Below are 24,979 nucleotides of genomic sequence, written 5' to 3'. Positions count from 1 at the left end.
GGATATTTATGTTACAGAATTTTGACTGACTATATGGAAGCATTACGAATTCGAGAAACAGCTAAAACACCTGAAATAATTTTTGATCCTGCTAATAGCATTTTCGAAATTAAGGGTAAGTCTGTTCCTGACAATGCGGAAGATTTTTACACAGAAGTTTTAAATTGGATAGATGACTATGTCGCTAATCCTTTAGGAGAAACGGTATTAAAGATCAATCTTGAATATTTCAATATTTCATCCTCTAAAAGGTTGTTGTTTTTATTGTATAAACTAAATGAACTGGCAAGTTCTGAGAAATCTGTAAAGGTTCAGTGGTTTTACAATAAAGCTGACGAAGATATGTTTGAAGTTGGTCAGGATTACGCCTTTATGGTTAAGTTTCCTTTTGAGTTCATTGAGTATTCATTGAACGAGCCAACTTTGGTTGAAGCTTCTTAAATATTAATTTAAATACAATTGGTTTTTTCCCCTCGCATTTTTTGCGGGGGGTTTTTTGTTAATTAATCTTAACACATCTAAAAACAACACACTAAATCAAAGAATCATCCTGTTTATTGTAGATATTGTTTTACTTTTGCCAATCGAAATTAAAATTGACCTATGGAAAATTCAAACTCTTTAGCAAAACTTTCACTCGGAATTAACCTTGTTTTGGTTATTGCAGTAATCTTTTTATTTGTAAAAATGCCAAGTGGAGGTAGTGAAGAAGTTGCTGCTGATGACACTACAAATACAAAAGTGAATTTTTCAGATAATGAACCTATTCGCGTAGCTTATTTTGACAATGATTCATTAAATATCAATGCGCAATTTATGGTGGATGTTCAACAAGATATCCAGCAAGTTTCTATTGATGCTCAAGGTAAAATTCAGAGAAAAGAGCAAGAAATCATTAACTGGCAGAAGAAATGGAACGATAAAGGTCAATTATTGCCAAGAGAAATGGAACAAGCTCAAAAAGAGCAAATGGAACTTGAGCAAGAATATGCTCAATTACAGCAGCAAGTTCAAATGGATGCTCAAATGCAAACAGAGAGTTTGATGAGTACTATGTTTACTAGAATTGCTAAATATGGTGAGTCTTTCTGTAAAGAAAACAACATTGATTTATTGCTTGCTTACTCAAGAGGTGGAGGTGTTATTTACGCCAGTAAAAAGCTAGACGTAACTAAAGAATTCACTAATCACATGAACAAAGAGTACTTGGGTGCTTCTGATAAAGAAGGCAAAGAGGAAAAAGAAGGGGATAAAAAAGTAGAAGCTGATCATTAATGCTCATAGCGCAGAAAACCAAAGAAAGTAACATAGCGGAACATGTTATCTACATGTTTCAAATTGAAGATTTGATTCGAGCTAATCAGCTTGATTTAGATACAATCATCACAACTATTATTGAACCACAAATTCAAGATGAAAATTTGTTGGAAAAATATAAGGAATGGTATGGTGGCCTTATAAAGCAAATGAAACGTGAAGGTGTTGCTAAACAAGGACATACATCAGATATTAACGAGATAATTATGGAGTTGTTGATGCTGCATAATACCTTACTGAATATTCTTGACGATAAAGGTTATAAGGAGCGTTTTGAAAAAGCACTTCCTGCCTTAAAAGACTTTCAACACAAAAGTAATTCTGCTGACATTAATATTGTTGAAGTTGCTTTGAATGCATTGTACGGTAAAATTATTCTTAAACTAAAGGGACAAAGTTTTACAGCTTCAACTGAAGAAGCCTTTGGTCATATTTCACAAATGTTAGGTTATCTTGCTATTTACTATAAGAAAATGAGGAATGGCGATTTAAATTTTGCCAATAACTAAACTTTTTATCGTTAATACTTCGGTAATTTCTTGAGTAGTTTACAAAAGAATAAATCGTAGATTAGTAATAAAATCCAATTTTGCTAGACAAGTTTCTATACTATTGTATCACAATTCCATGGTCGTATATGCCATTATGGATGATTTACAGGTTGGCAGATATGTTCTACTTTGTAATCAGATTTGTGATACCCTACAGAAAGAAAGTTGTCCTTGACAATATTCGAAAATCATTCCCGGAGAAATCTGATAAAGAGGTCAAACTAATCACTAAAAAATTCTACCGGTATTTTGCCAATTTGTTTGCAGAATCTGTAAAAAACCTAACCATACCGGAAGCGAAATTGCGCAAGAGATTAGTAGTTCGAAATCCAGAAATAATGGAAGAGTTACACAAAGAGGGTAAAAGTGTCTTATTGCTTTCTTCCCATTATAACAACTGGGAATTTTTAATTAATGGGCAAAGCCTTTTATTTCCTTTTCAAGCTGTAGGTATTGGAATGCCGCTCTCCAATAAATTTTGGGATAAAAAGTTGAATGAACGCAGAGAACGTTTCGGAATGAAAGTTGTGAATGCCGGAAATTATAAGGAAGTTATTGCAGAATTTAAAGATACTTTGACAGCTACACTTATTTTAAATGACCAATCTCCGGGTAAAGATGAAAATTGTTACTGGGTTAATTTCTTAAATCAAGAAACCGCTTTCTATTTTGGGGCAGAGGTATTGGCCAATCAAAATAATTCACCAGTGGTAAACGCAATTATACACAAGGTCAAAAAGGGGTACTATGAAATCGAACTTAAGCTGATTACTAAGGATCCAAGAAAAGAGTCTTATGGATTTATCACGCAAGAATATGTTAACCAATTAGAAGAAGCGATAATTGCAAACCCTCAATATTGGTTATGGTCACACAAAAGATGGAAAAAAGAGATTCCTTCAAATCTTGAAGAAATTAAAGCTGCACATCAAAAAAGATTCGAAGAGAAATTTAGATAATTACTTGGGGAATCTAGGGTGGTTTTTAACCTTTCTAGCTTGTTCTATATGTCTTTCGGCGTGATAAACAATGTATTGAAAAGCATCTCCCAATCTCAATTTTACGATAGGACGAACAGAAAAAGAAGTCTTTGTTTTGCGGATATTAATTTTTCTGGCACTCTCCATTACTTCTAACAATCGATCCTGATACTTATAAAAGTCTTCCATTACAGTATCAATCTTTAGATTTTTATTTACCAATGGATTATAATCCTTAGGAGAAATCAATTTTCGCTTGACGTTTTTCAACTTTCCCAGCTTTACTTTCATATAGGTACTGTGCCCTAATGGAGAACTTTGAAAATAATCAGCTGGTTCTTGAAATCTTGAATTTTTAATACGCTCAACAAAAGTGGGAACGTAAAACCTGTGAAAGGCATTTAAATGTGCAAAACATTGAGCAATACTCCATGAATTTTTGTCGGGCTGCCAGAAAAGTTGTTCAGTACTGAGATTATCAAATTCTGTTTTGGCAACGTCAGTAATATGGCGAGTCATTTCGCTAAGCTCCGTAATCAGGTCATCCGAAGGACGTTTTCTCATTAAAGTATTCGCCATCACTTTCTAATCTTAAATCAAAGATAGGTAATATTAAATTTAGAATGTGGTATTGATGTTATCAAAGAGTTAATATTAAGTTTAATTAGATTGATCCAACATATCTAACAAATCTGTTTATTTTTACGTAAAATCACCTAACTAAACCGGGCAAGAATTAATCAGCATGTCGCAACCTAAAAAGTTTGGAACTTTCGCAGGTGTGTTTACACCCTCTATTCTCACCATTCTTGGTGTGATCATGTATATGAGGATGGGCTGGGTTGTTGGTAACGCCGGCTTGTTTGGAACTATTGGAGTAATACTCTTTGCTCATCTAATTTCAATTACTACCGGTTTAAGTATTTCCTCAATTGCTACAGATAAAAAAGTTGGAGCAGGTGGAGTATACTATGTGTTGTCCAGAAGTTTGGGTCTCCCAATTGGTGGAGCACTAGGTTTAACACTATTTGTGGCTACCTCTTTGAGTATATCCTTATATATGGTGGGGTTTGCTGAAAGTTTTAATGAATATTTTCACATTGGATATATCCATAATGATGCTGGAGAATTAGTCAGAGGTCCGGCTTATGCCAACAACCTGAGATTGACAGGTAGTTTAGGTTTATTATTCTTGACAATTATTGCCTTTATAAGTACATCCATTGCATTAAAAACACAGTTTGTCATTTTAGGATTAATTGGTTTGTCATTGATTTCTATATTTTTTGGTGACGGATCAGAAGTTAAGCCTTTAGCAGAAGATGGAGCAATGGTTGGCAAAGTAGGATTAGCTGCTGTTTTTACAATATTTTTCCCTGCTGTTACAGGATTTACGGCAGGAGTTGCCATGTCTGGTGATTTAAAAGATCCTAAAAAATCTATTCCCATAGGTACAATGGGAGCAATAGCCGTAGGTTTTGTAATCTACATGTTGTTGGCGGTAGTACTTTATTTTGCGGTAGATGAAACAGCTTTAATCACCAATCCCAATGCCATTTTTGATATGGCCTGGTTGCCTTTTCTGGTTTTTGGAGGAGTTTGGGGAGCTACATTGTCTTCTGCGCTAGGCGGTATTTTAGGTGGTCCTAGAATTCTACAAGCTATGTCTGTAGATAGAATTACACCTTCCATTTTTGCTGTAGGAGTAGGGAAAGATAATGAACCTAGAAATGCCTTAATCTTAACAGTAATAATTGCTGAAGCGGGAGTTTTGATTGGAGACTTAAACGTGATCGCAGAGGTTGTGTCAATGTTCTATTTGGCAGCTTATGGATTTATTAATCTCTCATTTTTCCTTGAAAGTTGGGCAAGTTCAGATTTTAACCCAACATTCAAAGTAAAAAAATGGGTTGGTTTAGTTGGTTTCATAACCACCTTCTTCATCATGTCTCAGCTTAATGCTTTGGCCATGATCATTGCGATTATCATTATTACTGGAATCTTTTATTACTTATCCAGAAGACAAGTAGCGCTGGGAACAGGGGATATATGGCAATCTGTTTGGTCAACCATTGTTAAAAAAGGGTTGAAGAGAATGGAGGCCGTTAAGGATCATAAAAGAAACTGGAAGCCAAATACCTTATTATTTAGTACAGGTACTAAGAATCGATCAAAAATGATTGAGTTTTCTAAATCTGTTTCTGGTCAAAACGGAATCATAACCAACTTTGATTTGACAGAAAATGAAAATGCCTCAGTTCTATTCCCAAAAAGTAAAGAAGCTGTGAAGGATGAGGAGCTTGAAAAGTATGGGATTTTTGGTAGAAAATTAGAGGTTCAGAACACATTTAGAGGAATAGAATCTATCGCTTGTACCTTTGGTTTTTCAGGAATTGAACCTAATACTGTTTTAATGGCCTGGCCCGGTGAAACAGAACATCCAATTTGGTTTACCCAAATGACGCAAAAATTAATCGAATTGGATTACAATGTTTTATACCTGGATTATGATGAGCGTTGGGGATTTAGAAAACAAGAAAAGATTGATTTGTGGTGGAGAGGAATGAGTAACAACTCTGAATTAATGTTGTTGCTGGCTAAGTTTATTACATCTTCTCCTGATTGGTCACAAGCAACGGTAAGGGTGTTAATTGTTAATGATACCAATGTTGATTTTAAGATTATTGAAAATAGAGTTCAGTATGTTTTAGATCAATTTAGAGTAGGTGCAGAGATAAAAATTGTTAATAATGAGCTAGACAGGAAGCCGCTATATGAATTAATGAAAATTCATTCTTCTGAAGCAGATTTGGTTTTTGTCGGTATTCCTGAAATTGAAGAAAGTGATGTAAAAGAATTTGTTAATGAAACAAACAGTCTGGTTAGGACTATTGGTACTACACTTTTGGTAAAGGCTTCATCTCAATTTGATGTCACTGATTTGAAAATTGAACACATTGATATCAAAGCAGAAACTGAATCAATTGATGAGGCCAGTGTGATCCCATTGAATCATTGTAAAGATGAGAAGTTCAATGAGCTAGCACATAAATTTGATATCCAACTTAATAGGATTTTAAGAGATCTTACCGAGAATTCTGTAGAACGAATTGAGAATTACCATCACCGCATATTTTCTCAGGTAATTGAGATAATGGATGGTTTTTTGGATGAAGTATCAGATGATTTGGCTGTTGTGGATATCCATAAAAAGTTAATAGCTGCTTTAAACAAAGTTGAAAATGTACTTACAGATGCTACTGATAATCAATTGTCAATAGTGGCAGATGAATTTGATAAAGATGTAGAGTTATACGTTAAGCACAAAGAAGATTTTATTAATCACTTGCCTGGATCAATTCCGCTTACATTAATGTATGATAAGCACAATGAGCTGAAAAGTGTAAATAGAAAAGTAAAATTTAGAGCCGCCGTTCAACGTATTTGGTTTTCTGAGGGAATCCTTGAGTCTTATGATCAATTTTTAGAATTTGGATATCAAAACATCATCCTATTGCATCAATCAAAAAATTTGTTGCACACTATCATTTGGGACTTTTTACTGGCGATTAGAAAAAATGAGAGTTTAAAAAACAAGGTAGTTGAGCTAAAAAGTAAACTGGATAAAGCTTTATTACAGATTGATGAGGATGCACTCAATTTGTCGGCTAATTTTTACAGAAGAATTAGAAACAAAGAGAGAGAAAATATCAATCAGTTAAGCGATATCATACTTCAAAAAAAGTACTTAAAAATTCTTGGAGAAACTTATCCAGCAACTGGTCCTACAGTTATCAAATCATTGCGAAAAGAACTTATTTCTTTCCCTTCTTATTGGGAGCGAAATATTAAAATCTTCACAGGTCACTTAAAAGCAGATGTTCAGTTGATGGCTTATTCAGTTAGTTTGCAAGAATTTTCTGATGAAGCTGTAGACTATACTGAATTGAACTATTTAAAAGGGTTGAACAACAATATTGAAGTTTTAAAAAGCACAATAGCAGCTTTAGAAGCCAATATTGATAAAAACAATAAAGAGGAGATTGTCGCGACTGATGTTCAACTAACAGAAGAGGTGTTTTTAAACTCTGAATTAGTAGTTGGTAAATTGGCAGATTCTATTGAGAAGTCTTTACTTAAGATTCCGGAAGATTTAGTAATGATGACTACTCAATCTATCAACGGAATTAGAGACGTTCAGGGATTGAATGTAAAAACTGAACAAATTGGATTGAGAGACATTGCTGAGTATCTGACTAAAAGAGAATTTGCTGACCCAATTCATGAACAAATTCAGATATTCTACGATCAATTAAAAAGGTCAATTGGTAAAATGCTGAATGCATCAAATCTGTTACAATCCGGATTAGACAGTTTTGCAACCTCTGAGCAATTAGAGCCTTTAAAAGATTCAATATTAAAGGCGAAAAATGAAATTGACGATTGTGAAAACTGGATTCATACGGCTAAGGATGCTTTTCAAATTGAATTAAGAGATAGGAGAGAAGGCTTGAGAAAAGAGCTGGAAATCAATCAGATTATTGAAAAGATTGATACGCTTTCTCAGTATGTTAAACAGCATAAAAGAAGATCCGGAATTAAGGAATCTTTAAAGGCTATTAACAAAACTATCATTGGCACATTAAAGTCAGGTTTGGCTTATTTCAAAGAGAAGCAGCAAGATATTACAGCAACAGAATATAAAAGAAAGTTTGGAACTTCTATCTCTGAACAGGGAATAATTGGTGATTTCATGGATGCTGTTTCGCCAAAAACTGAATTGCCGTTTTATTATCTTCAATTGTATACTTCAGTTGGATTTACTGAGGGCAAAGGAATTGAGAATAGAAAAGTGGAGATTGAGAATATTAAATCTGCCATTAAACGAATTGACTCAGGAGCAGGAGGTGCGGTATTGATTCTTGGATCTGCCGGAAGTGGTAAGTCCTTTTTAACTACACATGTGGCTAACTTCATGTTAAAAGGAAAAACTTATCATGTGCATCCTCCTATCAATAAAACAAGAAAAAAAGAAGATCTATTAAGAGCCTTTAAAAGAGCTACAGGTGTACAGGAATCTATTGAAGTAATCATGAATACCATTCCTGAAAAATCAACATTTGTATTTCAGGATTTAGAACGTTGGTGGATGAAGGCCAAGGATGGAGATATTTTAATCAATGAATTAGCCAAACTGATTAACCAGTTTGGGCATAAGCATTACTTCATTTTAAATGCCAATATCCACTCTTATCAATTGATTTCAAATGCAACACATATTCAGTCTGTAGTAAGTAGATCAGTTATTTTAGCACCGCTTAATTCTAGGCAAATAGTTGACGCAATTTGGGCAAGACATCAAACCGGTGGACTTATTGCTCATATAAATGATGAAAGTCAAAGACATCTATCAATTGGAAAAATTCAAAAGTTTTTAGCTAAATACCATTCAACATCTAATGGAGTTGTTGGTTTAGCCTTGTCTCAATGGGTAGCAAGTATCGATAGAAAAGAAGACAATGATTTATTTGTTAGCGCACCAAAGAGAATTGAATTTCCTGGTATAGAAAGAGTAGAACTAAAGAATTTGATTTATCAATTGTTGATCCATTATGGATTGACAAAAAATGAACTTTATAAAATTTACGGTAAGGAACACAAAAACTGGATTGACAGAACATTAAATGTTTTATTACAATCCAAATTAATAAAGGTCAATGAACGTGAAGCCCATTTTATTGATCCTATCGCCAAACCTTATGTAGAAAATTGGTTAAATGAACACGGATTTATTAAATAGAACGATTAACGCCAATCAGATAGGAACTATATCTGTTCAAACGGTTGTCTTTTTATTGATAATCGGGGCTGTTTTATATGCATTCTTTTTTCTGGCAAGAAAGTATGTAGTACCCTATTTAGGTTCAAGAAAAGCAGTAAAGAAAATGACAGTTATCTTGTACAGAGCTGAAGTTGCTGCATGGGTTATTTACGTAGTATTTGGCTTATATCAATTGTTCAGTGACAGTTTATATATAACCGGAGCAATTGTAGTGTTGAGTATTACCGCCGGCTGGAATATTTGGCGTGATGTTTTAACGGGGATAGCTTTCAGATTAGAAGATAAATTTAAAATTAATGATCCGGTAAGGTTTGAAAACTACAATGGCACATTGAGTGAAATAAACAGTAGAAACATTAGGATTAAATCGGACAAAGAAGAATTGATTACCATCCCATTCAGAAAACTGAACAACGAAATTTTTATCAAACGACAAGCAAAAGGTAAGTTGCATTCAGAACAGCTAAATCTTAATGTAGGAAACAGAACTGCTGAGGAAATTACTCCTCTTTTGCAAAGATGGTTGTATGAGTGTCCTTGGGCTGTTATGAATGAAAAAGCTAAAATCAAAGTAATTGGTGGAGGTTTGGTTCAGTTAACTGTGTATGCAGTGGATAGAGCTTCTATCATAAAAACGGAGGAATTCTTACAACAACGACTTAGGTAATAAATATTATTCAACCCTTTCATTTTGAGTCGAAAATCTTTGTATTTTTCAGCTCACTTTAAGAGCTGATAAAATCTATAAATGGAGAAAATTGTCATAATCGGAAATGGTATTGCAGGTGTTACTGCAGCTAGACACATCCGAAAAAACAGTGACAATGAAATCCTAATCATTTCAGCTGAAACAGAACATTTCTTTTCAAGAACAGCTTTGATGTATGTCTTTATGGGACATATGCGTTTTCAAGATATTAAACCATATGAAGATTGGTTTTGGGAGAAAAACAGAATTGATTTAAAGTTTGATTATGTTGAAAGGGTTGATACTGATACTAAATCTCTACAATTAAAATCAGGGCAGTCTGTTAACTATGATAAATTAATCATAGCTACTGGTTCTAAACCAAATAAGTTTGGTTGGCCGGGGGAGAATCTGAATGGTGTTCAAGGCTTATATTCTTATCAGGATCTAGAAATGCTTGAAGAGAATTCCAAAACGGCAAAATCAGCAGTTATTGTTGGTGGCGGTTTAATTGGGATTGAAATGGCAGAAATGATGATCTCAAGAGGAATTGAAGTGACTCTTTTAGTGAGAGAATCTGTCTTTTGGGGAAATGTATTGCCTCAAAAAGATGGAGAGCTCATCAATAGACACATCAAGGAACATCACGCTAAATTAAGATTACACACTGAGTTGAAGGAGATTGTTGATGATGGCAATGGAAATGTTGCTGCTGTGATCACACAAAATGGCGAAAAAATTGATTGTCAAATAGTAGGATTAACTGTAGGAGTAACTCCTAATGTGAATTTTTTAAAAGAATCAAATATTCAGATTGATAGAGGAGTGGTTGTTAATGAATATTTTGAATCCAATATTCAGGATGTTTATGCAATAGGAGACTGTGCTCAGTTTACAAAATCTGTAAATGGCCGAAGAAATATTGAACAAGTTTGGTACACCGGTAGAATAATGGGAGAGACATTGGCCCAAACAATTTGTGGTAATAAAATGGCTTACAATCCCGGACCTTGGTTTAATTCAGCTAAGTTTTTTGATATTGAGTATCAAACGTATGGATGGGTGTTTGCTAAGTTGCAAGAAGGAGAAAAAGATTTTTATTGGGAGCATCCAAAAGGTAAAATTGCACTTCATATAGTTTGGGATTCTAGTACATCAGTATTTAAAGGAATCAATGTATTTGGAATCAGAATGAGACATCAACTTTTTGATCAATGGTTGAAAGGACAAGCTAAAGTTGAAGAAGTGATGGCGAATCTTAAAACAGCCAATTTTGATCCAGAATTCTACAGTCATTACGAAAAAGATATCATTCAAAAGTTTGTGGAAGAAACTCACAAAAATGTTGATCTAAAGCCTAAAACCTGGTGGCGAAAACTAATTACTAACGCATGAAGTTGTTGAAAAACATAGGACTCGCCATCTTTTTGCTTGGATTAGTAATTTTTACTGCACTTCCATTTTTGGGGTCTTTTAAAATGTCTGAGCAAATCATGCTTGAACAATTGAGTGAGCAGGAATTGGGTAATTTACAATCAGATTTTGAAGAGAAAATTATTGATGTTGAATTTGGAACCTCTTCAGCTTTTGGTAATGCAGTAATTGACATTTATAATACTAAAAATGAAGAGCTAAAAGCAAATGAGGAGTGGGATAAGGTAATGTATACCCAAGAAAAAGAATTTGCATTCAAATTAGCCAAAGCTTCCACTACAGGCTTCGTGGCAGATAACAAATTACTATTATTCTTCCTTTCTTTTGGATTGGGAATTTTAGGTGCGTTAATCTATGTCTATCAAGATTTAAAGTTGTTAGGACCTGCTGGAATCAAGAATGACGGAGTATATCATAGTGCTGCTCAAAACAGAGGTTGGATTGGTATCGTCACTTTTTTATGGTTGGTATCCTTTTACGTCCTTCTTTATTTCAATCCGCATATCATTGTCAATCTGACCAATGTTGTAGATCCGGTTAAACATTTGTTTAATCCAGAGGCTGGAGCTTCACAATGGTTTTTGTATGGCTTTTTGTATACCGTTACTATGATAGTGATGGGAATCAGAATGCTGATTAAGTACCGACACAATAAGTATCAAGTAGTAAGAACCATTACAGTAGTATTGTTTCAGTTGATTTTTGCTTTCCTAATGGTGGAGATTCTACCATTGTTTGATTTACCTGCGAAAGATTTAAAAAATGCCTGGCCATTAGACCATTATTTCCTATTTGATTGGAATGTACAGCAATTGTTGAGCAGTGGTCATTTTGGAAAGTTTCTTTTCTTCTGGGGAATTATTTTGTCAATTATCGTAGTTCCGGTAATGGTTTACTTTTTTGGAAAAAGATGGTACTGCAGTTGGGTTTGCGGATGTGGAGGACTAGCAGAAACTTTAGGAGATCCTTACAGACAATTGTCTAACAAAAAGCTTTGGACTTGGAAATTAGAAAGATGGCTGATTAACGGAGTGCTTGTATTTGCTGTAATCATGACAATCTATACTGGTTATCACACTTACAATGTGTACAATAATCCGGATATGGACGGAAAGGATATCTTATTTGGCTTGTCTGCTTATGATGTTCGTAGTTGGTACGGATTCCTTATTGGGTCCATCTTTGCAGGTGTTATTGGAACAGGATTCTATCCAATATTAGGTAATAGATCATGGTGCCGATTTGGTTGTCCGTTGGCAGCATATATGGGAATTGTTCAAAGATTCAAATCTCGCTTCAGAATTACTACAAATGGTGGACAATGTATTTCATGTGGAAACTGTTCAACCTACTGCGAGCAAGGAATTGATGTTCGTGCATATGCCCAAAAGGGACAAAATATTGTCCGTTCTTCATGTGTAGGATGTGGCGTTTGTGCAGCAGTTTGCCCAAGAGGAGTGCTTAAATTGGAAAACGGTCCTGAAGAGGGTCGATTTGGAAATGAAGGCCCAATCGTCTTAGGAAACGACGGTTTTAAAATTGATGTGTAAGTAATTTAATTTCATATATTTGGGATGATAATCTTAACCCAATTTATATGAAGAAGTCTATATTTTCATCAGTATTTCTATTTTCTCAATTTTGCTTGTTTGGGCAATTAAGTGCAGAAAAAACAATTGTTACAGAATTTATTCCAACTCAATCAGAACGTCCTGTTTCTCAAGTTTCAGATAGAAACATAGGAGACATTATTTGGTCTGATGACTTTAGTACACCAGCCAATTGGACGGCAGCAGGTCCATCAACTAACTTTCTTGATAATGGTTGGTCAATTGGAACCACCACCTTAGGTTGGTACTTTGGTACTTCAGGAGATATGGGTACTTCCGGTAATTTTGCAAGATTTGTGAATGGTGATCCTACAGGAAGTGGACCGGCAGTTATTAATAATGGTCCATTTACTTTGGAGTATAATTCAACTATCGACTTAACCGGAATTCCTGCACCACATTTGCAGTTTGAACAATACGGAGCAAGATTTATTACGCTTCAAGCAGTTGAAGTAAGTACTGATGGAGGTACTACATGGTACGAAGCTGTTAATAACAATGATATTACACCTTTAACATCAGGAGGAGGAAGCATTTATCCTAAGCCAATGACGGTTTCAGCTAATATAGCTCCGCTCATCACAGGTGATCCCTCTAATGTTTCAATTAGATTATTATGGGATGGACAAATGAATGGTCCTCAAATGAATTACTTGGAATATGCATGGTTTGTTGATAACGTGAGAGTTGTAGAAGGAGCTAATTATGACGTTGAAATCACAGATGCTTATTTCAGATCAGGAACAGGATATGATCCTGATGGTTTAGAGTATTATATTGTTCCGCAAAATCAGTTGACGACAATTAATTTTTCAGCAATTGCTTATAACAATGGCGCACAAACCCATACGGGGGTTAAGTTGCAAGCAAATGTTGATTATGCAGGAAATGTTTTTAGTAACACTTCATCTACGGTAGATTTAGTTCCTTACGTTTCGGATTCTTTATTTGTAGTAGCAACTTATACTCCAGCTTCAGGAAATGGTATTTACGATTTCAACTGGAATGTTGGCGGTACCAATGCCGAGCAAATAACAAATAATGACACCTTAACAGATTATATAACTGTTACATCCGGTAAATATTCAAGAGCAAGACCAGTGCAAGAAGGTGCAATAACCAATGTGGCATCAAACTCTGGTAATCCAATGGAAATTGGGAATGTTATGGAGATTTTCAATAATGGAAACCTTTTTAATATTGGAATTCAGGTCAATGATGTAACGGATAATATCGGTCAATTAATGTACGGTACTGTATATGTTTATGATGGAGTTAATTTCAACTGGGCAGGGCAAACAAATGACTATGTAATAACAAGTGGTGATTTAGGGAATGAAGTTAGTCTAGATTTCTTTTCGCCAATACCTGTTAATGCAGGTTCAATTATTTTGGTTTGTGCCGGACATTATGGAGGATCTCCGGAAACGTCATTTGCAACAGCTCAGCCTACAATTGAGGGTTCTGTTTTAGGATTTGCTTCCGGATCGCTTTTTAGTTTATCAAATCCTGATGCTATTATGGTGAGTGTAGGTACAGTTCAGGATTATTTCATCCAAAATACAGCTCCAATTTGTCAGGGAGATTCGGTTGACGTTAATGGTACTTATTATTACAGTTCAACAGTTGTAACGGAAAATTATACAGCAGTAGATGGAGGAGATAGTATTGTTGAAACTACTATCATTGTTGATACTCCTTATGAAACTACCAATACAATTAATATTTGTCAGGGAGATACTTATGTTGTAGGTACTTCAACTTATACTTCTACAGGTAATTATTCTGACACTTTGGTACTTAATAATGGAACTTGTGATAGTATTATTCATACAAACTTGACAGTTACTCCGTTACCAAATGCCGCTACAACTAACAATGCAGATACAATTTTTGCAGTGACGGCTGGTTTACAGTATCAATGGGTAGATTGTAATAATTCTTTTGCTCCTATTAATGGTGAAACAGGGCAGCAGTTTGTAGCAACTCAGGACGGAACTTATGCTGTTATAGTAACAGACAACGGATGTTCATCAACATCTGCTTGTACTGTAATATTAGGAGTTGGTTTTGGTGAGAATGAATTGGATCAAGTTAAAGTGTATCCAAATCCTAATAATGGTTCTTTCACTGTTGATTTAGGCGCACTGGAAATCAACAACACCTACCTTGCATTGCGCAACGGAATTGGTCAATTGATATTTGAAAATTCACAAGTAAATAACAGTGTTTTATATTTTGATGATTTGAATTTATCAGTTGGAGTATATTATTTAACTATTACCAACAATGACAAAACAGGAGTTGTTAAGTTTATTGTAAAATAAGGACTTAGGTATTTAAAACTGAATTAAATTTTTAGGAATCTTCCGATCATTGTTGGTCGGGAGATTTTTTACTTAATAGCCTCCATTTGAATATTAGCAGAATTTGAATTGTGCCATCTATTAACAATTATGAAAATGATCGCAGAAGAAATTATACCTACTAGATTTGGATCTAATTTATAAGGTAAACTGCTGTTTTCTAATTTCAAAAATACTGTAATTATAACTGTGGTTAAACCACCCACAATCATTGCTGATATAGCTGCTGTGGATGAAGGTTTTTTTAATACCAACATACCTATTACTGGAACAAACAAACCTGAAACCATAAAGGCATAGGAATACAGCATCATTTCTAAAACTTCAGTCATTAACATGGCAAGTAAAATGGCAATGGCACCAATAGCAAATGTCATCCATTGGGCATTTTTAATTTCTGCCCTATGATCAATTTCAGCTTTGTTTTTTCTCAACAATTTACCTAAAATGTCACGACTTAGATTACCGGATGCAGCCATCAAACAACTATCAGCAGTACTCATAATTGCTGAAAAATAAGCTGACATCATTAACCCCATTAATCCAATAGGTAAAATATTTCGCAATAGTAATGGTAATCCTAACTCTTGATCCATACTTGATCCTATTGGATACCCGTCTGCAGTAAACATTCCTTGTTCAAAAGCTACTCTGGCAAATAATCCCAATAACACACCCATGAATGCCATAACCGGCCACTCAAATAATCCGGCTATCTTCCATGCTTTTTTAGCTGTTTTCTCATCTCTACACGCATAAATTCTTTGATAAAGGGTCATCCCAACAAACCAAATAGGAACTATTGTAATCATCCAATTAAAAATATCAGACCAACCAATATTTCCAAGTGATAAAAATTCAGGGCCAAGGTGTTTTTGGATTGCATCTATACCTCCAATAGCAGAGTAACCTAAAGGTATTCCAATAAAAATTAGCCCTCCCATTAATATTATCCATTGTACGGTATCGGTATAGATTACTGCTTTAATTCCACCAAGCACTGTATAGATTACAGCAATAATTCCCATTAGTAGTACAGCATCATTAATTCCAATTGAAGGAAATGTAGCAGATGCCAATTTGGCGCCTGCCAAAATTTGCGAACTCGTAAACCCTAAATATCCGATCAATGAAATGATGGCTGCCACCAAAGCAACTTTTGCATTGTAGTAATGTTTCAAAGCTTCAGGGAAACTTATGAACTTGTATTTTTTTGCAATCGGATAAACTTTTGGTATCAGCAATACAGCACTTAGCCAAGCGCCTATTAAACCGGTAAATAACATCCAGCTTCCGCTAATTCCCATTGCAAATCCTAATCCACCTAATCCTATGGAAAATCCTCCACCTACATCTGTGGCAACCACTGATAGGCCAATATGTCCGGCACCCATACCTCTTCCTCCAACGTAGTAATCTTCGTTTGATTTGTTTTTGCGCATGAAGTATACGCCTACAAGTAGCATGATAATTAGATAAACAACAAAAATGATTAGGTCGATATAGTGTATCTCCATCTTAATAAGTGTCTTTAAGTGTGCCGGTGAATGAAATTTTAATAAATGATTGATGTATTAGCTGACACACTGTGCCTTAACCTAACAAAATATTGCAGCTATCCAAATTATGAGTAAAATACTTTGATTTGAGGTGGGGATAATGAAATTTATACGAAATTTGCACCGCTTGAAAAATCCACCTAAAATAGTAGTGATCATTCCTGCAATGAACGAAGAGGGTTCAATTGCTAAAGTTGTTAAGGATATACCACAAGACCTTGTGTCTGAAGTTTTAGTTTGCAACAACAATTCTACTGACAATACCAAATTAAATGCTGAACAGGCAGGAGCTACCGTTTTGGATGAACCAAGACCCGGTTATGGTTGGGCTTGTTTAAAGGGGATGGATTACTGTGAGCAGATGGAAGAAAAACCAGATATCATTGTTTTTATAGATGGCGATTATTCAGATTTTCCTCAGGAAATGCCTGATGTAGTTGCACCCATTCTTAATGAGGATGTGGACATGGTTATCGGATCAAGAGCTTTGGGTAAAAGAGCAAAGGGATCAATGACAGTTCCGCAAGTATTTGGAAACTGGTTGGCAACAAGATTAATGCGTCTTTTTTATCGCGTTAAGTTTACGGATTTAGGTCCGTTTAGAGCAATCAAGTATGATAAACTCATGGCATTAGAAATGAGTGATAAAACTTATGGCTGGACCATTGAGATGCAGATCAAAGCAGCAAAACGCAAATTCAAAACCTGCGAAGTTCCTGTCAACTACAAAAAGCGAATTGGTAAATCAAAAGTATCCGGAACCATCAAAGGAACCTTTATGGCGGGGTACAAAATTTTGTGGGCGATTGTTAAGTATAGATAGATTCAAGAGTCAAGAGCCAAGAATCAAGATTCTCCATCCTCATTCTCATTCTCAATCCTCATTCTCCATCCTCATTCTGTTTTCTTCGGGTATAATAGCTCTTGTGGAGGAATGTTTGCGTCAAAAATTACTTCGTAAAGTGCAATTAGTTTGTACGATCCATAGCAGCTATAATCTTCAAAAGAGATTGTGTCATTTTCAGACGTGATGAGTTTTATTTTTCCTGTAGGTTGATCAGTTCTGAAGACAGTTTTGGTTGAGATTTTAGCCAGTTGTTTGGTGGTGTAATAAGAAATAATTGATTTTAAATAATGCTTTTCTTTTTGATTTAATGGTCTATTAATTACCAAGTGTTCCAAAGCTGGGTTATAATACCAGCTTGTAATGTTCGATTGGTCAGTGCGGAAGTCGTAGTAAGTATTGAAGCCTGGTAATTCTGCTTCAACACCCATCACATCAAAATTAAAATGAACCTTAACTATGTCATTTTCATGTTTTGTTTGATCATTGTATTCAATAAAATGTTTTTCAAAATTGATTAAAGTATCAAAGATTAAAGTGTCTTTTAAATTTTGAAACGATCTAATTATTTTAGATTGGCAAACAATCAAATCACAGCTATCACTTTTTAAAACACTTGCCATTCTCATTGCTGGAGAATTATAGTTGTGAGGATTTATTATCTCAATGAAATTGACACTATCACCATCATTGTAAAAAACTACTTGTTCAAAATCGTAATAATTAGATTGCGGAATGTTGACTAGTAATTCCGATTCTTCGTCAGCATTCATATCTAACAAATACCAAAGTTTTAGAGGCTCAAGTGGGATGTTTTTATTAGGTAATTTGAGCTTGAACTTTGAATCGTAACGATTTGGAAAATGATCTTTCAAGAAATTTTCAACTTCAAAATCCGTTTTTAATTGATTAAAGTTGAATGCCTTAACAGTATTGGAGAATCCGCCAAAAAAAATGAAAATGATAAAGACCCTAAGCACGCTTTTAAATTCTTTGAGAAAGTTAATATGATTTCCGGAAAAAATTAATCGTGCCATAAAACCTTCAGATTACCAACAATTAATATTGTATCATTATTATCACCAACAAACGAACTCCTTATTCTATCCTCAGATTTTGACTTCACATCATCATAATGAGGTAAAGCAAAGTTTGATGACCAATTATAAATTTTAATTAAACGTTTTTCATGGAAAAATTTCACTTTCGATTTAGGTCTATGCCATCTACCTTTTTTTAAAATCTCAGTTCTTGATTTTACTTTTGTTCTTTTATCGTTGTCCTTAATTTTAAACAGAACAGACACTGCGTTGTTGTCATAGTTCCATACTATAATTCTTGTAGTTCCATTTTTATTAATGGTAAATGAGCTGCTATCTGTTTTTATTAAATTATTGTTGATTACAACTGAATCAGGAATGAAATAAGCTTTAAATACTGATTGACTAAATACAACAGAATTTAAAAGAACACTGATAGTAATTAGCATAGTATTTTTCATTTGATTTAGATTAGTGAAATCCATCTGTTTGGGTTAAGAATAATATTGTTTTTGAAATTAGTAATTATCGGCAAAGGGATTGAGCGGTTTGTGTAACGCTATGAAGCTTTAGCGGAGTAGAGTTGAAGCCCTCCCGGCGACTAGCGAAAGCCCGCTTTGAGCAATAAAGCTTTGCTGCATTGCTCAAAGGCCCCAAATCATAATCTAACGTCAAACTTTCAAAATCTATTGTCTTTGATCTTTCATCTTTGCTCCTTGTTCCTTTCTCTTTGTTTTTTACCTTTCAAAGTAGAGAAAGTTTTGTGGAAGTGGTAGGCTAAATACATGAAATAATTTTCAAACAAAAAATGAATAGTCATGTCACTCTTGTGGAGACATCTCAAAATTCACTAACTTAAACTTTGATTAACCCAGAACAAATGAATCACTCTAATTTTTTAAAGAGATTAAAAAGGCTTTTGAGTTTAACTGCTTTAATTCTTCTGTCGTTTAAATCAGTTGCGCAAGACTCCTTAAAATATGACATTGAGCTGTATGTAAATGCCAGAGATTGTTCGGATGCAAGGGGGAGAAATATTTTTGTTGGCTATGAGGAATCTATTGGAGCCGATTATTTTGACTGTAAACCAGACACCATCATTGGGAAAGCCTATGGAAATGCAGAGTTCAAAAGGTCTTTTTTTGGCTATAAATTTACTCCTTTGGACACTGGGGAAATTTATTTTGAATTTGATTATGTATTTGATGATGATACATTGATATTAAGAGATACTTTTTATGTTCATCCTCTCCCTGATCTTGATGTGGAAATAAAACAGATTCAAAATTCAATACAATTTCATATGAATGATTCAAATAATAAAAGCAATGAACAGAATTATCAAGTCTGTGCGGCAAACTTTACGGTGTTTAAAGAAAATGGAGAGAAACTAGGTGAAGGTTTTGCAGCTGCTGGGAAGTTAAAGAAATCAACAATTGAAGAAGTATTTGAATACCAATTACAAAAAGGTGATTATCTCATTTTGAACAGTATGTATGGATATAAAAAAACTTATTTAAGTGCAGTAGGAAAAGAATTTGAAGGAGATGAAAAGAAGTTTACGTTTTAATAGTGATTTATAGAAAGTTGGTGAAGTTATAAACCACGATATACAGCATGTTGGTTAGATGCGAGGAGATAAAAGAATTGTAGAAAAGTAGAAAAAATGATATAGATGCAATTTAAACTATCGATTATTTTGTATAGCTGCATTTTTTGTATTTGCGCTTGTAATGAAAATCAAAGAATTGAAGTGAATCAAAAATCTTGGAGCCTAGAAGATTCTGACAAAATCAAATTTGTAGATGTTCGTTTTAATCCTTGGGATGAGCCAAATACTCTGTGGCTGAATGATTCAATCTTTTGCTTACCTCAAAGTAATCTATTTCTTCTATCAAATCAGAATAAAATGGAATTACTACATATTTTATCTGATGAATCATGCCATGATTATTCTTTAATAGATGAATGTGGAACAGATAGCGATCAAGGTTACTTTTTGTTTTTTAAAAATGACTCACTCTATAATGTTATTACAATTAGTTGTGGTAGATCAGGTTTATCAATTGCTAATAAAAGTGAATTTTACTCTACAATAAGTCTGAAAAATGAATGCACACAATGGATGATAAATTTAATCAATGATGTTAAAAACATTTCTAATTAATAACAGCTCGATATCTATTTCTATGTAGTGTTGCATTAAAATTCTATAAAAGCTTCATATGTCTTTGAACTTGTATAATTAAATAGTCCTACATAGCTTTTTATTCAATTATATATACTTCGTCGTAACCAAATTCACTGAATTTATCTGAAATGTGAGAATTATATTCATTTCTAAAAGTTTCTACTTCCTGACAATTTTCTATAAGGTAAAATTCTAAAATTATAATTTTTACAACATCATTTATTGAAAAGAATATATCACAATAAAAATTGTTGTTTTCGTAGCGAACACCCTCTTTCAATGAATTAAAATTATGTATCAATGAATTAGAATTATCGAACCTTTGATATGGCAAATTTAGAGCAGAGAATTTTTCTAAAACATCATTTTTTCGATCTTGTAAAGATATCGATAGATTTATAGATGACTCAGAGCAAAAAGGAAACTTTACCCTTTGCTCAGAGCTTTTTTTAACTTGACTACAGGCTAATTGAACCACGGATATCAAAATTAAAAAATATATTCTCCTCTTATTTTTCATTAGATATCAACTATTGACAACACATTACATAACTAATATAAAAAATAAAATGTCTTCCCGGCAAAGGGATTGAGCGGCTTGTGTAACGCTATGAAGCTTTAGCGGAGTAGAGTTGAAGCCCTCCCGGCGACTAGCGAAAGCCCGCTTTGAGCAATAAAGCTTTGCTGCATTGCTCAAAGGCCCCAAATCATAATCTAACGTCAAACATCTAAAGTCTATTGTCTTTGATCTTTCATCTTTGCTCCATTTTCCTTTCTCTTTGCTCTAATAATCAGTTTCTTTCAAGGTTTTCAACAATTAATCAAAAGGTTGTTAACAGTTTGTGAATAAACTAATGGTGTGATAAACAGCGAAATTTAAAGCGCAAAAGGTCGATAACTTAAGTTTTCAACAATTACCGATCTGAGGGCTAAAATGGGTATCTTTACCCTTCGTCAAAAGCCGAGTATAAATGGGTAAAATAATTGCAATAACGAATCAAAAAGGGGGAGTAGGAAAAACCACAACAGCTATCAATTTAGGAGCTAGTTTTGGGGTTTTGGAGTATAAAACTTTGATTGTGGATGCTGATCCGCAAGCAAATGCCACTTCAGGAGTTGGATTTGATCCGCGTGAAGTTGATAAAAGCATATATGATTGCTTGATCAATGACATGGATCCGCATGATGTAATTATTGAAACAGAAAATCCGAACCTTGATTTAATTCCTGCTCACATTGATTTAGTTGGTGCTGAATTGGAATTGATCAATGAAACCAACAGAGAGCATAAGCTTAAAATGGCCTTGGATTCAATTAAAGATGAGTATGATTTTATCATCATTGATTGTTCACCTTCTCTTGGTTTGATTACGGTTAACGCATTAACGGCTGCCGACTCAGTTCTTGTTCCTGTACAATGTGAATACTTTGCATTAGAGGGATTAGGAAAATTATTGAATACTATTAAAATCGTTCAAAATAGATTGAATGAGGATTTAGACATGGAAGGAATTGTTTTGACCATGTATGATACCAGATTAAGATTGGCTAACCAGGTTGTGGATGAAGTGAAAACTCACTTCCAGGATTTGGTGTTCAATACGATCATTCACAGAAATACAAGGTTAGGAGAGGCTCCAAGTTTTGGGGAAACCATCATAATGCATGATGCTACTTGTAAAGGATCTATCAATTACTTGAATTTTGCAAGAGAGATTCTTCAAAAGAACGACTTAACTAAAATGAAAAATAAAGACAAACAACTGATCTAAGGAGATTGATATGGCGAAGAAAAAGGCATTAGGAAAAGGATTAAGTGCATTGTTAGAAAGTGCAGACTCGGATGTAACAACCAAGTCGTTTGGCTCTGAAAGAAAAGTAGTTGGTTCAGTTGCTACTATTCCTATTGAGAGTATTGAGGCTAACCCATGGAACCCAAGAACCAATTTTGAGGAAGAAGCCTTAAATGAATTAAAAGAATCTATTGAGAATCATGGAATCATTCAGCCACTTACCGTTCGTAAGTTAGGAAGAGATAAATTCCAGTTGATTTCAGGAGAAAGAAGATTTAGAGCAGCTCAATTAGCAGGACTAGAAGAAGTTCCTTGTTATATCCGTATCGCCAATGACCAGACAATGTTGGAGATGGCTTTGGTAGAAAATATCCAAAGAGAGGATTTAAATGCTATTGAAGTTGGTTTGTCTTATCAAAGATTAATTGACGAGTGTAATTTGACACAAGAAAAATTGAGTCAAAAACTCGGGAAAAGTAGATCAAACATTACAAACTTCTTAAGACTATTAAAACTTCCTGTTCCAATTCAGGTTGGAATTAAAGAAGGTTTAATCAGTATGGGGCACGCAAGAGCATTGGTTTCTGCAGGTGATGAAGATACTCAAATCAACATGTTTAAGAAAATCATTGCTGATGGTTTATCTGTAAGAGATGTTGAAGCTTTGGTAAAAGGTAGAAAAAGTGATTCTCCTGTTACTGCTCCTGCTGCTAAAGAGTCTTATTCATTTGATGAAGATGTGGTTGCTTTTAGTAATAGATTGGCTGAAAAATTATCTGCAAAAGTTCAGTTATCTGCTAACAATAAAGGCAAGGGAAAACTCGTTATCAATTTCGACTCAGAAGATCAACTCAATGCTATAATTGAGAAGATACAAGCCTAAACAAACTTTTAAGCTCAGTGAGTCGTAAAGAGTAATGTCATGTACAGAATAATCTCACTGATGTCATTTTTACTATTGTTTCACTATTCAGTTGAAGCACAGGTGTCTGATACCATTCCGACAACTAAGGATGATAAGTGGGCTAACTATGAGCACAAGCCAAAAAGAGCAGCTTTATGGGGATTATTTCCCGGAGCAGGGCAAATCTATAATGAAGTTGGTTATCGTAGAATTCCGCACAAAAGAAACAGAGCCTGGTGGAAAGTGCCTATCATTTATGGAGGGATAGGAACATGTGGATATTTTTGGTATCAAAACTACAAGCAGGGTAAATTACTTAAAGAGGAAGTGCTTTTTAGAAGAGAAAATGGCGATTCAACATTATTGTACCCACAATTTGCAAATGCAACTTCTGAAGATGATTTAATTAATGGATATGCCGGTTTAGATGGATATTTTAAGCCTGGATATGATTTAACAGCTAAGAGAAGAGACATCTTTTTAGGCGCCTCAATTGCAATTTATGCGCTTAGCATAGTAGAAGCTTATGTAGATGGACACTTCGTTACTTTTGACGTGTCAGAAGATTTGAGCATGAGCTTTTACCCTCGAATGATGGATTCAAAGACAATTGGATTCAGCTGGCAGTTCAACTTTTTATAAGCTACAACTTCAATAATAAAATCAGGATAAATTATCGAGCATCTCTAAGACACTTGCTTACGCGTCTTTCGTGTCTGTCTCTTTCTTCAGGTGTTGTATTTGGCGTTGTCAACATACCTTTACAGTGCTGATCAATTACTTCCATTCTTGCAAAGATGGCATCATAATCTGCATCATCTCCTGCGCCTTCTACAACTTTGTTAATTGAGTCATTTTTCACTACACAATCACAAAACTCCCACTGCTCACCATAAATTTCTTCAATAAGTGTTTCAGTTTCTACTTCTTCATCTACATATTCACCTTCATTCGCTTCTGCTTCAAAACTAATGCTGTTATCTGCATAAAGGCTGTCCATAGCATTGTCAATGTTGTTTTCAAAAGATGGCTCACATTTACAAGATGACATTAGGCCAATTGCAATAAATAAGGTAGGTAAGAAGATGTGTCTCATAATAGTTAGAAAATTTTAACAACACCAAAATACAACATTTAACTAAAAAAATCGTATCTTTTGGTATAGAACTTGATTCATGATAATCAAATAAGTTATATGAAAACGATTGTGGCGATATTGGGAATGTTTATTTGTTCAGTTTCTTTTGGACAGATAAGCGGCGTTGATGATCAGTTAGACAGTTTATTGTCTTATGAAACTGATCCGGTTCCGGTTTATACCAAAGATTATCTTCGTCAGTACAATAGATACAAACGTATTATCAAAAAAGTTTATCCTTATGCGCTTTATGCTTCAGATGTTTTATATGAACTGGAATCTGATGCAGAAAATATTGCCAAGGAGAGAAAGAAAAAGAAATTCTATAAAGAAGCTTATAAAGATTTAAAACAAGATTTTAAGTTCGTTTTCCTTGATTTTTATACTTCTGAAGGTAAGATGCTTATGAAGTTGATTCACAGAGAAACTGGGATGACAGTTTACGATATTGCTAAAAAGTACAAAGGACAAAACAGTGCTACCATGTTTAATGTAATGGGTAAACTGTGGGATCAAGATGTAAAGGCAAAATATGATCCTGAAGGAGAAGATAAAATTGCGGAACATGTCATTCAAGACATTGAATCAGGAAAAATTACCTTTAATTCTAAGGTAGTTCGTGTTACTAAAGACGAATACAAAGAAGATCAAAAGAAACAACGCCAGCGTCAACGTGAATACAAAAAGCGCAAAAAGCAGAACGATAAAGACTGCGATTAAGG

The 24,979-nt window shown here is 34.4% G+C and carries 21 protein-coding genes; 16 read left to right on the top strand and 5 right to left on the bottom strand.

The window, feature by feature from the left end:
* The first annotated feature begins 33 nt into the window (after positions 1-33).
* The 4 genes from K6119_RS03690 to K6119_RS03675 all read left to right on the top strand — a co-directional run bounded on the left by K6119_RS03690 (position 34) and on the right by K6119_RS03675 (position 2,827).
* The gene (locus tag K6119_RS03690; RefSeq protein WP_221835470.1) at positions 34-441 is read left to right on the top strand and encodes a DUF1987 domain-containing protein; all 408 of its coding nucleotides are present in this window, start codon (positions 34-36) and stop codon (positions 439-441) included.
* A 162-nt stretch (positions 442-603) separates the two neighbouring features.
* On the top strand, positions 604-1,275 hold the full coding sequence (locus tag K6119_RS03685; RefSeq protein ID WP_221835469.1) for an OmpH/Skp family outer membrane protein: 672 nt from the start codon (positions 604-606) through the stop codon (positions 1,273-1,275).
* Entirely contained in the window at positions 1,275-1,826 is a 552-nt protein-coding gene (locus K6119_RS03680; protein ID WP_221835462.1) for a DUF4924 family protein, read from the top strand. The genes K6119_RS03685 and K6119_RS03680 overlap by 1 nt, the downstream gene beginning before the upstream one ends.
* Before the next feature lie 80 nt (positions 1,827-1,906).
* Positions 1,907-2,827 carry a lysophospholipid acyltransferase family protein gene (locus K6119_RS03675; RefSeq protein WP_221835460.1) on the top strand — a complete coding sequence of 307 codons (921 nt, stop codon included), beginning with the start codon at positions 1,907-1,909 and terminating at the stop codon, positions 2,825-2,827.
* On the opposite strand, the gene K6119_RS03670 is transcribed toward K6119_RS03675, so the two are convergent.
* Positions 2,828-3,427 carry a DinB family protein gene (locus K6119_RS03670; RefSeq protein WP_221835458.1) on the bottom strand — a complete coding sequence of 200 codons (600 nt, stop codon included), beginning with the start codon at positions 3,425-3,427 and terminating at the stop codon, positions 2,828-2,830.
* A gap of 166 nt (positions 3,428-3,593) precedes the next feature.
* On the opposite strand from K6119_RS03670, the gene K6119_RS03665 reads away from it, so the two are divergent.
* From K6119_RS03665 to K6119_RS03645, 5 genes are all read left to right on the top strand, one after another.
* Positions 3,594-8,648, top strand: a complete 5,055-nt coding sequence (locus K6119_RS03665; protein WP_221835456.1) for a hypothetical protein — start codon at positions 3,594-3,596, stop codon at positions 8,646-8,648.
* On the top strand, positions 8,626-9,357 hold the full coding sequence (locus K6119_RS03660) for a mechanosensitive ion channel family protein (protein ID WP_221835448.1): 732 nt from the start codon (positions 8,626-8,628) through the stop codon (positions 9,355-9,357). Before K6119_RS03665 ends, K6119_RS03660 begins: the two co-directional genes overlap by 23 nt.
* 81 nt (positions 9,358-9,438) lie before the next feature.
* On the top strand, positions 9,439-10,773 hold the full coding sequence (locus tag K6119_RS03655) for an NAD(P)/FAD-dependent oxidoreductase (protein ID WP_221835446.1): 1,335 nt from the start codon (positions 9,439-9,441) through the stop codon (positions 10,771-10,773).
* On the top strand, positions 10,770-12,362 hold the full coding sequence (locus tag K6119_RS03650; protein ID WP_221835444.1) for a 4Fe-4S binding protein: 1,593 nt from the start codon (positions 10,770-10,772) through the stop codon (positions 12,360-12,362). The genes K6119_RS03655 and K6119_RS03650 overlap by 4 nt, the downstream gene beginning before the upstream one ends.
* Positions 12,363-12,409: 47 nt before the next feature.
* Positions 12,410-14,749, top strand: a complete 2,340-nt coding sequence (locus tag K6119_RS03645; RefSeq protein ID WP_221835442.1) for a T9SS type A sorting domain-containing protein — start codon at positions 12,410-12,412, stop codon at positions 14,747-14,749.
* 68 nt (positions 14,750-14,817) lie between these two features.
* Here the strand turns inward: K6119_RS03645 and K6119_RS03640 are convergent, their stop codons facing one another.
* Entirely contained in the window at positions 14,818-16,305 is a 1,488-nt protein-coding gene (locus K6119_RS03640) for a sodium:solute symporter family protein (protein WP_237828086.1), read from the bottom strand.
* Between the two features lie 169 nt (positions 16,306-16,474).
* Between K6119_RS03640 and K6119_RS03635 the strand changes: the two genes are divergently transcribed.
* Positions 16,475-17,170, top strand: a complete 696-nt coding sequence (locus tag K6119_RS03635; protein ID WP_255714848.1) for a glycosyltransferase family 2 protein — start codon at positions 16,475-16,477, stop codon at positions 17,168-17,170.
* A 71-nt stretch (positions 17,171-17,241) separates the two neighbouring features.
* On the opposite strand, the gene K6119_RS03630 is transcribed toward K6119_RS03635, so the two are convergent.
* Both K6119_RS03630 and K6119_RS03625 read right to left on the bottom strand, forming a co-directional pair.
* The gene (locus K6119_RS03630) at positions 17,242-18,228 is read right to left on the bottom strand and encodes a hypothetical protein (RefSeq protein ID WP_237828085.1); all 987 of its coding nucleotides are present in this window, start codon (positions 18,226-18,228) and stop codon (positions 17,242-17,244) included.
* On the bottom strand, positions 18,216-18,692 hold the full coding sequence (locus K6119_RS03625) for a hypothetical protein (protein ID WP_221835437.1): 477 nt from the start codon (positions 18,690-18,692) through the stop codon (positions 18,216-18,218). Before K6119_RS03625 ends, K6119_RS03630 begins: the two co-directional genes overlap by 13 nt.
* Before the next feature lie 419 nt (positions 18,693-19,111).
* Here K6119_RS03625 and K6119_RS03620 point away from each other — a divergent pair, with 419 nt between their 5' ends.
* From K6119_RS03620 to K6119_RS03600, 5 genes are all read left to right on the top strand, one after another.
* On the top strand, positions 19,112-19,801 hold the full coding sequence (locus K6119_RS03620) for a hypothetical protein (protein ID WP_221835436.1): 690 nt from the start codon (positions 19,112-19,114) through the stop codon (positions 19,799-19,801).
* Positions 19,802-20,140: 339 nt separating this feature from the next.
* Positions 20,141-20,398: a hypothetical protein gene (locus tag K6119_RS03615; protein ID WP_221835435.1), complete on the top strand. Its 258-nt coding sequence runs from the start codon at positions 20,141-20,143 to the stop codon at positions 20,396-20,398.
* Positions 20,399-21,393: 995 nt separating this feature from the next.
* Positions 21,394-22,194, top strand: coding sequence for a ParA family protein (locus tag K6119_RS03610; RefSeq protein WP_221835434.1), 801 nt, complete (start codon positions 21,394-21,396; stop codon positions 22,192-22,194).
* A gap of 10 nt (positions 22,195-22,204) precedes the next feature.
* A complete protein-coding gene (locus tag K6119_RS03605) occupies positions 22,205-23,098 on the top strand; it encodes a ParB/RepB/Spo0J family partition protein (protein ID WP_221835433.1) in 894 nt (297 codons plus the stop codon).
* A gap of 39 nt (positions 23,099-23,137) precedes the next feature.
* A complete protein-coding gene (locus K6119_RS03600; RefSeq protein ID WP_221835432.1) occupies positions 23,138-23,761 on the top strand; it encodes a DUF5683 domain-containing protein in 624 nt (207 codons plus the stop codon).
* A 31-nt stretch (positions 23,762-23,792) separates the two neighbouring features.
* Here K6119_RS03600 and K6119_RS03595 read toward each other — a convergent pair whose 3' ends face one another.
* Positions 23,793-24,215 carry a hypothetical protein gene (locus tag K6119_RS03595; RefSeq protein ID WP_221835431.1) on the bottom strand — a complete coding sequence of 141 codons (423 nt, stop codon included), beginning with the start codon at positions 24,213-24,215 and terminating at the stop codon, positions 23,793-23,795.
* A 99-nt stretch (positions 24,216-24,314) separates the two neighbouring features.
* On the opposite strand from K6119_RS03595, the gene K6119_RS03590 reads away from it, so the two are divergent.
* Positions 24,315-24,977 carry a DUF4294 domain-containing protein gene (locus K6119_RS03590; RefSeq protein WP_221835429.1) on the top strand — a complete coding sequence of 221 codons (663 nt, stop codon included), beginning with the start codon at positions 24,315-24,317 and terminating at the stop codon, positions 24,975-24,977.
* Positions 24,978-24,979: the final 2 nt, after the last annotated feature.

It is taken from the genome of Paracrocinitomix mangrovi, assembly GCF_019740355.2.
Classification (GTDB): Bacteria; Bacteroidota; Bacteroidia; order Flavobacteriales_D; family Crocinitomicaceae; genus Paracrocinitomix; species Paracrocinitomix mangrovi.
Note: the sequence above shows the minus strand (reverse complement) of the source record. Positions and strands in the feature narration are given on the sequence as shown.

Excerpts from the sequence above, each read along its gene's own strand:
- K6119_RS03690 (WP_221835470.1), top strand. The coding sequence starts at position 34 with ATGGAAGCATTACGAATTCGAGAAACAGCTAAAACACCTGAAATAATT.
- K6119_RS03685 (WP_221835469.1), top strand. The coding sequence starts at position 604 with ATGGAAAATTCAAACTCTTTAGCAAAACTTTCACTCGGAATTAACCTT.
- K6119_RS03680 (WP_221835462.1), top strand. The coding sequence starts at position 1,275 with ATGCTCATAGCGCAGAAAACCAAAGAAAGTAACATAGCGGAACATGTT.
- K6119_RS03670 (WP_221835458.1), bottom strand. The coding sequence starts at position 3,427 with ATGGCGAATACTTTAATGAGAAAACGTCCTTCGGATGACCTGATTACG.
- K6119_RS03665 (WP_221835456.1), top strand. The coding sequence starts at position 3,594 with ATGTCGCAACCTAAAAAGTTTGGAACTTTCGCAGGTGTGTTTACACCC.
- K6119_RS03660 (WP_221835448.1), top strand. The coding sequence starts at position 8,626 with ATGAACACGGATTTATTAAATAGAACGATTAACGCCAATCAGATAGGA.
- K6119_RS03655 (WP_221835446.1), top strand. The coding sequence starts at position 9,439 with ATGGAGAAAATTGTCATAATCGGAAATGGTATTGCAGGTGTTACTGCA.
- K6119_RS03650 (WP_221835444.1), top strand. The coding sequence starts at position 10,770 with ATGAAGTTGTTGAAAAACATAGGACTCGCCATCTTTTTGCTTGGATTA.
- K6119_RS03645 (WP_221835442.1), top strand. The coding sequence starts at position 12,410 with ATGAAGAAGTCTATATTTTCATCAGTATTTCTATTTTCTCAATTTTGC.
- K6119_RS03640 (WP_237828086.1), bottom strand. The coding sequence starts at position 16,305 with ATGGAGATACACTATATCGACCTAATCATTTTTGTTGTTTATCTAATT.
- K6119_RS03630 (WP_237828085.1), bottom strand. The coding sequence starts at position 18,228 with ATGGCACGATTAATTTTTTCCGGAAATCATATTAACTTTCTCAAAGAA.
- K6119_RS03625 (WP_221835437.1), bottom strand. The coding sequence starts at position 18,692 with ATGAAAAATACTATGCTAATTACTATCAGTGTTCTTTTAAATTCTGTT.
- K6119_RS03620 (WP_221835436.1), top strand. The coding sequence starts at position 19,112 with ATGAATCACTCTAATTTTTTAAAGAGATTAAAAAGGCTTTTGAGTTTA.
- K6119_RS03615 (WP_221835435.1), top strand. The coding sequence starts at position 20,141 with ATGGAATTACTACATATTTTATCTGATGAATCATGCCATGATTATTCT.
- K6119_RS03610 (WP_221835434.1), top strand. The coding sequence starts at position 21,394 with ATGGGTAAAATAATTGCAATAACGAATCAAAAAGGGGGAGTAGGAAAA.
- K6119_RS03605 (WP_221835433.1), top strand. The coding sequence starts at position 22,205 with ATGGCGAAGAAAAAGGCATTAGGAAAAGGATTAAGTGCATTGTTAGAA.
- K6119_RS03600 (WP_221835432.1), top strand. The coding sequence starts at position 23,138 with ATGTACAGAATAATCTCACTGATGTCATTTTTACTATTGTTTCACTAT.
- K6119_RS03595 (WP_221835431.1), bottom strand. The coding sequence starts at position 24,215 with ATGAGACACATCTTCTTACCTACCTTATTTATTGCAATTGGCCTAATG.
- K6119_RS03590 (WP_221835429.1), top strand. The coding sequence starts at position 24,315 with ATGAAAACGATTGTGGCGATATTGGGAATGTTTATTTGTTCAGTTTCT.